Below are 8,375 nucleotides of genomic sequence, written 5' to 3'. Positions count from 1 at the left end.
GATGTCGCTGCCGCCATTGCCATAGAGCGTGTCGTTGCCGCCCTCGCCGTTGATCACGTCGTTGCCGCGCCCGCCGGTCGCGGTGTCGTCGCCCTCGCCGGCGGTGATCCGGTCGTTGCCGTCGAAGCCGTCGATCGTGTCGGGGTCGGGCGTGCCGGGAAGGATATCGTCGCCAGGTCCGCCGGGAATCACCGCCATGATCGTCTCCTCACCGCTATCGCGCCAGTCGGCCGGCCGCACGCGCCAAGCCGCCTCTTATGGATAACAAGAGGTTATCTGATGATCTGTCACCTTTGCAACCCGAATCAGGAAGCGATCTCCGCCAGCGCCTGATGGATGTCGCTGACCACCACCGACCCCTCACCGACCGACGACGCGACGCGCTTCACCGATCCCTTGCGCACATCGCCGACGGCATAGATGCGCGGCCAGCTCGTCTCGAAGCGGCTCGGCATGCGGTCGAGCGACCAGCCCGCCTTGACCAGTTCGAGCGGCGCGATATCGGTCCCTGTCTTCACGAAGCCGCGCTCGTCGCACACCATTTCCTTGGGCAGCCAGGTCGTATTCGGGCTCGCGCCGAGGAAAAGGAACAGGAAGCCGCAATCGCAATGCCCCTCGTCGCCCGTTTCGCGGCAGCGATAGGTCAGGCCGGCGAGCCGGTCCTCGCCGTGCAGCGCGACGACGTCGGTCGACGGGATGATCTCGATATTCGGATGCTCTTCGAGCCGCTTGACCAGATATTCGGACATCGTCTCGCGCAAGCTCCCGCGGCGGAAAATGACATGGACCTTCTTCGCGACGCTCGCGAGATAGATCGCGCCCTGCCCCGCCGAATTGCCCGACCCGACGATCGTCACTTCGGCGTCGCTGCACAGCTGCGCCTCCATCGGCGTCGCGCCATAATAGATGCCGCGGCCTTCATAGGACTCGATGCCGTCGATCGGCAGGCTCTGATATTTCGCGCCGCTCGCGACGACCACCGCGCGGCTGCGTAGCTTCCGCCCGTCGGCGAGGTGTAGGCAATAGGCAGCGCCGTCGCGATTGATCGACGCCGCACGCACCGGCGATACCAGCCGCGCGCCGAATTTTTGCGCCTGTACCGTCGCGCGGCGCGCCAGTTCATTCCCCGAAATCCCGGTCGGGAAACCCAGGTAATTTTCGATCTTCGACGAGGTCCCCGCCTGTCCGCCGGGCGCGAGCGCATCGAGCGCGATCACTGTCAGCCCTTCGGACGCGGCATAGACGGCAGCGGCGAGTCCGCCGGGGCCGCTGCCGACCACGAGCACATCGGCGGTCGCGCCGTCGGGCAGCAAATCGAGCCCGAGCCCCGCCGCGAGCTGTTCGGGTGTCGGCTGGACGAGCACATCGGCGGCGCCGAGGATGGCCACCGGAAGCTGGCCTTCGGTCAATCCGCGCTCGGCCATCAAATGCGCCGCGACGGGGCCGTCGGCGGGATCGAACCAGCGGTGTGCGACACCATGCTTCATGAGCAGGTCGCGCAGCGCATAGACGCTGCGGTCCATCGCCGCGCCGATCACGATCGTCACCGCAAAGCCGCGATGCTTGCTGAACTCGCGGCGCGCCGACAGCACGCGGATGAAAATGTCCGAATAATGGCTGTTGCCCGCGATCAGACGCTGGAAATCGGCGTGGGCGATGCGGATGATCTCGCCGTCGGCGCCCATCTCGACGCGTGACAGGTGCCGCTGGCCGGTCAGCACCGACAGGTCGCCCGCGAACTGCCCATGCTCCATCCAGCCGACGCGCTTGCGCCCTTCGTCGGTCGACGCAAAGATGTCCGTATGCCCCGACAGGGTGATGATGCAATCGGGCGCCATCGCACCCTCCTCGACAATCAGATCGCCCGCTTTGTGCGATTCGACCGTGCCGAACGCGCGCAGTTCGTCCAGTTCCGCGTCGGTGAAATTATAATTGACGTCGGCGCGAGACACCATGCGAGCATATCCTTTTCCGGGTTCGATAACGTTCATCCCTAGCGTCGCGAAGCGGCCTTGTCTCGCATTCGCGCGGTTTGGCGCACGCCCGCCCCGGTTCGCCCTTCGTGTTACCGCCCTATTACAAAATTGCGCGATAGGGTCTTTACAGGGGGGACCCCCCTGCATATATCGCCCTCCGCTGCCCCAGGGGGACTTCCAATAACCGCAAGGCAGCCTTGTCGTTTACCGTTTAATTTTGGGGGTCCCTTGAGTTGCACCAGCATCATAGCGCCCACGGGCTGATTCAGGCACTTTCGCCGGTCGAACCTGTTACGCTTGTCCGCCCGCACGCCGCGCGGCGCGCAGCGCGTTTCTTCATCGAGCGTTTTCCCGGCACGACCATGTATGCGGTCAAGGCGAATCCGTCGCCCGACCTCTTGCGCGTGCTGTGGGATTCGGGTGTCACGCATTATGACGTCGCCTCGATCGCCGAGGTCCGGCTCGTCGCGCGCACGCTCCCCGAAGCGACGCTCTGCTTCATGCATCCGGTGAAGGCCGAGGAAGCGATTTCCGAAGCCTATTGGAAGCATGGCGTGCGTACCTTCTCGCTCGACACGCTCGACGAGCTCGAAAAGATCGTCCGCGCGACCGAGGGCGCGCAGGATCTGAACCTGCTCGTGCGCCTGCGCGTCTCGTCCGATCATTCGAAGCTCAGCCTTGCCGCCAAGTTCGGCGCCGAGGCCGACGAGGTCGCCCCACTGCTGATGGCGACCCGCCAGGCCGCCGACGCGCTCGGCATCTGCTTCCATGTCGGCAGCCAGGCGATGACCCCGCATGCCTATGCGCAGGCGATGGAACGCGTTCGCGCGGCGATCGTCGCGGCGTCGGTCACGGTCGATATCATCGATGTCGGCGGCGGTTTTCCGTCGTCCTATCCCGGCATGGAGCCCCCGCCGCTGGGCGCCTATTTCGACACGATCCACCGCAGCTTCGAAAGCCTGCCGATCAGCTACTCCGCCGAACTCTGGTGCGAGCCCGGCCGCGCGCTGTCGGCCGAATATAGCTCGCTTATCGTGCGTGTCGAAAAGCGCCGCGGCGACGAGCTGTACATCAACGACGGCGCGTACGGCGCGCTGTTCGACGCGGCGCATGTCGGCTGGCGCTTCCCGGTGTCGCTGCAACGCGATGTCGACAGCGACGCCGAACTGACCCCGTTCAGCTTCTATGGCCCGACCTGCGACGATCTGGACCATATGGCGGGGCCGTTTTTCCTGCCCGCCGACATCAAGGCCGGCGACTTCATCGAAATCGGCATGCTCGGCGCCTATGGCTGTGCGATGCGGACCAAGTTCAACGGCTTCGGCGCCGACGAAACCCATGTCGTCAGCGACGAGCCGATGACGAGCCTCTACACCGGCGAAGTCGAACAGGAACGCCGCAGCGCGACGGTGACCAAGCTGTTCTGACGGGACAGCTACCCGGAAAACAGAGGGCCGGCGCAGCGGTGCGACCGGCCCTTTTCCTTTTGGACCAAGGCGCTAGATTGCGCGGCCCATGCAACCCTTTCATCATCTCCTCGCCAATAACCTGATCGCCAACATCACCAATTTCACGGTGTGGTTCGCGCTGACTTTCTGGACCTTCCTCGAAACCCAGTCGGTGTTCGCGACGGGGATGATCGCTGGCATCTATCTCGTGCTCACCGCGATGCTCGGTATCTGGTTCGGCAGCCTTGTCGACCATCATGGCAAGCGTAACATGATGATCGTGTCGAGCATTGCCTCGCTGACCTTCTACGCACTCGCGTTGGCCGGCTATATGCTCGACCCGGATATCGGCAGCGCCGAGGTGGCGAGTATCACGCTGTGGCTCTTCATTCTGGTGACGATGTTCGCCGTTATCGTCGGCAATATCCGCATGATCGCCCTGCCGACGCTGGTGACGTTGCTGGTGCCCGAGGACCGGCGCGACAAGGCGAACGGGCTCGTCGGCATGGTCAGCGGGATCGGCTTTCTCACCACCTCGGCGATCAGTGGTTTTCTTGTCGCTTGGGGCGGGATGGTGGCGACGCTTGTCTTGGCGGCCGCCTTTTCGCTCGTCGCGATCGTTCATCTTCTTTTCATCCGCATCGACGAGCCGCGCGACGCCGAAGCGCATGATGTACCGCATCGCATCGATCTGGCGGGAACGCTGCGTGTCGTGTTGGGCATCCCCGGGCTGTTGGCGCTGATTCTCTTCGCCTGTTTCAACAATCTCCTCGGCGGCGTGTTCATGGCGCTGATGGACGCTTACGGCCTGTCACTGATGAAGGTCCAGGAATGGGGGCTGCTGTGGGCAGTTCTGTCCTGTGCCTTCATCCTCAGCGGCATCGTGATTTCGCGGACCGGCCTTGGCAAGAACCCGATCCGCACGTTGCTCTTCGTGTGCCTCGTCGAATGGGTGGTTGCCGCCGTCTTCACGATCCAGTCGTCGATCCCGCTGCTGGCCGTCGGCTGCTTCATCTGGATGTTCCTTGGACCCTATGCCGAAGCGGCGGAGCAGACGGCGCTGCAAAAGGTCGTGCCTTTCGAGCGGCAGGGGCGCGTCTTCGGCTTTGCCCAGTCGGTCGAGCAAGCCGCCTCGCCGCTCACCGCTTTCCTCATCGCGCCGCTTACCCAATTTATCTTCGTGCCGTTCATGACCGATGGCGCGGGCGCCGATGCGATCGGCGACTGGTACGGCCGCGGCCCTGAGCGCGGGATCGCGCTCGTTTTCACGATCGCCGGAGTCTTCGGCGTGGTGCTGACGCTGGTGGCCTTCGCGTCGCGATCCTACCGGCTAATTTCCGCCGCCTATGCTGCCGGAAATGGCGGTCGCGACACGGCGCCGGCTGCGGCGTAAGGAAAATCGCGGAAGCCTCTTCCGTTTTACTTTGCAATCATTCTATCCTGCGTGACGGAAGAGGAGGAGCTATGCCTATGCTGTCGGGGATCCGCATCATCGACCTGACCACGGTCATTTTCGGCCCCTATGCGACGCAAATGCTCGCCGACCTTGGCGCCGAGGTGATCAAGGTCGAAACGCCGGGGACGGGCGATATCTCGCGCTACCTCGGCAGCGGGGTTCCCGACCCGACGATGGGGTCGATCCACTTGACGGTGAACCGCGGCAAGCGATCGATCGCACTCGATCTCAAGAAGCCCGAGGATGCCGCGATCCTGCACGATTTGATCGCGACCGCCGACGTTTTCTTCCACAATGTCCGTGGGCGGGCGATCGCGCGCCTGGGCTTCGATTACGAAGGCTGCAAAGCGATCAAACCCGACATCATCTATGTCCATGGCACGGGGTTTGGGCAGGACGGACCCTATGCCGACCTCCAAGCGTATGACGATGTCATCCAGGCCGCGACGGGAACCACCAGCCTGCTCCCGCGCGTCGACGGGAACCCCAGCCCGCGCTATTTCCCCTCGCTGATCGCCGACAAGATCGCCGGCCAGTTCGGCGCGCAGGCAATCCTTGCCGCGCTGGTCCACAAGCTGAGGACCGGCGAAGGCCAGCAGGTCGAGGTGCCGATGTTCGAATGCTTCGCTTCGTTCATGCTCACCGAGCATCTCCGCGACGCGACGCTCGACCCGCCGATCGGCCCCGCGGGTTATCCGCGCCAGCTCGACCCGACGCGTCAGCCTTTCCCGACGAGCGACGGACATCTTGCGATCGTCCCCTATACGCCCGAATCGACTGCGCGGCTGATGACGCTGCTCGGGAGCGCTGACCTGCTCGAAACACCCGAATATGCAGCCGCGAAAGCGGAGGGGCAGCATATGCCGATCATCTACAGCGAAATCGCGCGCAAGACCCCGGCGAAGACCAGCGCCGAGTGGCTGGCGCTCTTCGCCGCCAACGACATTCCGGCGACGGCTGCGCGCGATCTTCAGGACATCAGGGAGGATCCCCATTTCGTCGCGACGGGTTTCTTTCGCCATCGTACACATCCCGATGTCGGCGCCTTCCACGAAATGCAGCCGCCGGTGAAATATGGCGCGATGCCGCCGTACGATCTGGGCTTCGCGCCGCGGGTCGATGGCGACGGGTCGGCTATCCGCGCGGAACTGGCCACCGGCAAGGCTTGAACGTCTGTCGTTGCATTGTCGGCGACGTGCTCTAGCATCCCGGCCAAACGTCAAAGGGGGAATATCGATGCCTGAAAGCCTGCTCGCGCCCGGCGCGGTCCTCGCGCTGTGGACACTCCTCATGCTCGGCTGGGTCGCCGCGACGCGATTTCCGGCGCTCGCCAAATCGGGCATCGATCTGAAAGCGGCACCGCCGGGCGGCCGCGGAGCCGACCTCGAAAATATCCTGCCGCCGCAGGTGAACTGGAAATCGCATAATTATACGCATCTGCTCGAACAGCCGACGCTCTTCTATGCGGTGATCATCTTCCTGCATCTTTCGGGTGGCAGCACCGATCTGACCTGCGGCCTTGCGTGGGCTTACGTCGTTCTGCGGATCGTCCACAGCCTGTGGCAGGCGCGCGTGAACCGCGTGCCGATTCGCTTTGCGATCTTCGGGCTGTCGACCTTCTGCCTGCTCGCATTGTCGCTGCTGGCGGTTATCGCTACTTTGGGTTGAAGGGAAAGATCATGGAAAATAATGCAATCCTGGGACCGGTCGCGGCGCTCGCGCTCTGGTCGATGGTCATGTGGGTATGGATGTATGCAACGCGCATCCCCGCCATGAGCCGCGCCAAGATCGACGCCGCAAAGATGGTCGGCGGCACCGGCAAAGGACTCGACGATGTGCTGCCGCAAGAAGTGCAGTGGAAAGCGCACAACTATAACCATCTGATGGAGCAGCCGACGGTCTTCTATGCCGTCGCGCTGGCGCTCGCGATCGGCGGCATGGGCGGCGGGCTCAACGCGCAGATCGCCTGGGCCTATGTCGCCTTGCGCATCGTCCACAGCCTGATCCAGGTCACGGTAAACCGGGTGCTATGGCGTTTCGCCGTCTTCGCGCTCGCCAGCCTCGCACTCCTCGCATTGTGCATCCACGCCTTCATGGGCTTCGTGCTGCACTGATCTAGCGTGAGAAGCGCGCGGCCAGTTCCACATGGGTCGACCAGCGGAACTGGCCGACGGGCTGCACCCAGTCGAGCGCGTAACCGCCTTCGATCAGCACCTTTGCATCGCGCGCGAAGCTTGCGGGATTGCAGCTGACATAGACGATCACCGGCGCGGCCGACGCCGCGAGCTGTTTCACCTGCTCCTCTGCCCCCGCGCGCGGCGGGTCGAGGATGATCGCGCCGAAACGGTTGAGCTCGGTGGGGATGAGCGGCCGACGGAACAGATCGCGATGCTCGGTCGCGACGAGTGCCCGCGCCCGGTTCGCGGCCGCCATGAGCGCCGTAATCGCATCGCGCGCGCCTTCGGCGGCATAGACTTTGCGGCCCGCCTGCACCGAAAGCGCAAAGGTGCCGACGCCCGCGAACAGGTCGGCCACCGCGCCGGCATCGCCGATTGCTTTGGCCACCACGTCGACCAGTGCGGCTTGCCCGGTCGCAGTCGGCTGCAGAAAGGCAAAGGGCGGCACCTCGACCGTCACGTCGCCAAAACGCATCGTCGGCGGCTCGGGCTGCCAGAGGATTTCCAGCCCATCGCCCTGATCGATCGCGAAGCGCGCCAATTGATGCGCGCCGGCGAAATCCTGGAGCGCCATTGCGGCATCGAGACCTTCGGCCTTCACGCCTTCCAATATCAACTCGACGCCCTGATCGAGCATCTGGAGCTTCACCTTCACCGGGCGCCGCGGCTGCGCGATCATCACCAGCAAATCGCGCACCGGCGCGATCAGCGCGTAGAGGTCGGGGAGCAACAGCGGGCACATTCGCATGTCGACGATCTGGTTGCTCTGTGCGGCGTTGAAACCGATCGCGACCTGCTTGCCGGTTCGAAGCGCGGTCAGGACGGCGCGGCGGCGGCTTTGCGCGGGAGAGAGAATGGCGGGCAGAACCTGAATGCCCGTCACTTCCTGCCCCTCCAGCCCGCCGGCCACGCGGTCGCGAACGAAGTCGGCGAGCGCGGGCTCCGCCACATGCTGCAACTGGCAGCCGCCGCATTTGCCGAAATGACGGCACGGCGGATCGGTGCGGTTCGGGCCCGGGATGATGATTCCGTCGTCGCGCACGCGGTCGCCGGGCACGCCGCCCGCCACATGGCGGCCGTCGCCCGTCACGCCATCGCCGCGCGCGGCGATGCGCTCGATCAGCGCAGCTTCAGTCATAAAGGGACATTTCCTACCATATCGTCGGCGACAAGGCCGGCGCCTATACGCGCGGCCCGCGCGATATGCCAGCCCACCGCCGCGACGGCCGCATCGAAGGCGTCGCCTTCGCGCGCCAGCATCGCGCCGCACGCCCCCGCGAGCACGTCGCCCGTCCCCGCCGTGGCGAGCCAGGGGCTG

The 8,375-nt window shown here is 64.6% G+C and carries 9 protein-coding genes; 5 read left to right on the top strand and 4 right to left on the bottom strand.

Annotated features, from left to right (window positions below; genetic code table 11):
* Positions 1-198 (bottom strand): calcium-binding protein (locus VJ811_RS00240; protein ID WP_414711896.1); only part of this gene is annotated, 198 nt, incomplete at its 3' end.
* A gap of 107 nt (positions 199-305) precedes the next feature.
* Positions 306-1,955, bottom strand: coding sequence for an FAD-dependent oxidoreductase (locus VJ811_RS00235; protein ID WP_324070037.1), 1,650 nt, complete (start codon positions 1,953-1,955; stop codon positions 306-308).
* 254 nt (positions 1,956-2,209) lie between these two features.
* Between VJ811_RS00235 and VJ811_RS00230 the strand changes: the two genes are divergently transcribed.
* The 5 genes from VJ811_RS00230 to VJ811_RS00210 all read left to right on the top strand — a co-directional run bounded on the left by VJ811_RS00230 (position 2,210) and on the right by VJ811_RS00210 (position 6,994).
* A complete protein-coding gene (locus VJ811_RS00230) occupies positions 2,210-3,403 on the top strand; it encodes a type III PLP-dependent enzyme (protein WP_324070035.1) in 1,194 nt (397 codons plus the stop codon).
* An 88-nt stretch (positions 3,404-3,491) separates the two neighbouring features.
* Positions 3,492-4,817, top strand: a complete 1,326-nt coding sequence (locus tag VJ811_RS00225) for an MFS transporter (RefSeq protein ID WP_324070033.1) — start codon at positions 3,492-3,494, stop codon at positions 4,815-4,817.
* A 77-nt stretch (positions 4,818-4,894) separates the two neighbouring features.
* Positions 4,895-6,049, top strand: a complete 1,155-nt coding sequence (locus VJ811_RS00220) for a CoA transferase (protein WP_324070031.1) — start codon at positions 4,895-4,897, stop codon at positions 6,047-6,049.
* 67 nt (positions 6,050-6,116) lie between these two features.
* Positions 6,117-6,548 carry an MAPEG family protein gene (locus VJ811_RS00215; RefSeq protein ID WP_324070029.1) on the top strand — a complete coding sequence of 144 codons (432 nt, stop codon included), beginning with the start codon at positions 6,117-6,119 and terminating at the stop codon, positions 6,546-6,548.
* 11 nt (positions 6,549-6,559) lie between these two features.
* Positions 6,560-6,994, top strand: coding sequence for an MAPEG family protein (locus VJ811_RS00210; protein ID WP_324070027.1), 435 nt, complete (start codon positions 6,560-6,562; stop codon positions 6,992-6,994).
* Position 6,995: 1 nt separating this feature from the next.
* On the opposite strand, the gene VJ811_RS00205 is transcribed toward VJ811_RS00210, so the two are convergent.
* A complete protein-coding gene (locus VJ811_RS00205; protein ID WP_324070025.1) occupies positions 6,996-8,195 on the bottom strand; it encodes a class I SAM-dependent RNA methyltransferase in 1,200 nt (399 codons plus the stop codon).
* The coding region (locus VJ811_RS00200; RefSeq protein WP_324070023.1) for an NAD(P)H-hydrate dehydratase at positions 8,192-8,375 on the bottom strand (184 nt) is incomplete at its 5' end. The genes VJ811_RS00200 and VJ811_RS00205, both read right to left, overlap by 4 nt.

The organism is Sphingopyxis sp., from assembly GCF_035250425.1.
Taxonomy (GTDB): domain Bacteria; phylum Pseudomonadota; class Alphaproteobacteria; order Sphingomonadales; family Sphingomonadaceae; genus Sphingopyxis.
The sequence above is the reverse complement of the archived record's forward strand: the minus strand, read 5'-3'. Positions and strand labels throughout refer to the sequence as shown.

Bases quoted from the DNA above. Each gene is read 5' to 3' on its own strand.
- VJ811_RS00235 (WP_324070037.1), bottom strand. From the start codon at position 1,955: ATGGTGTCTCGCGCCGACGTCAATTATAATTTCACCGACGCGGAACTG.
- VJ811_RS00225 (WP_324070033.1), top strand. From the start codon at position 3,492: ATGCAACCCTTTCATCATCTCCTCGCCAATAACCTGATCGCCAACATC.
- VJ811_RS00220 (WP_324070031.1), top strand. From the start codon at position 4,895: ATGCTGTCGGGGATCCGCATCATCGACCTGACCACGGTCATTTTCGGC.
- VJ811_RS00215 (WP_324070029.1), top strand. From the start codon at position 6,117: ATGCCTGAAAGCCTGCTCGCGCCCGGCGCGGTCCTCGCGCTGTGGACA.
- VJ811_RS00210 (WP_324070027.1), top strand. From the start codon at position 6,560: ATGGAAAATAATGCAATCCTGGGACCGGTCGCGGCGCTCGCGCTCTGG.
- VJ811_RS00205 (WP_324070025.1), bottom strand. From the start codon at position 8,195: ATGACTGAAGCTGCGCTGATCGAGCGCATCGCCGCGCGCGGCGATGGC.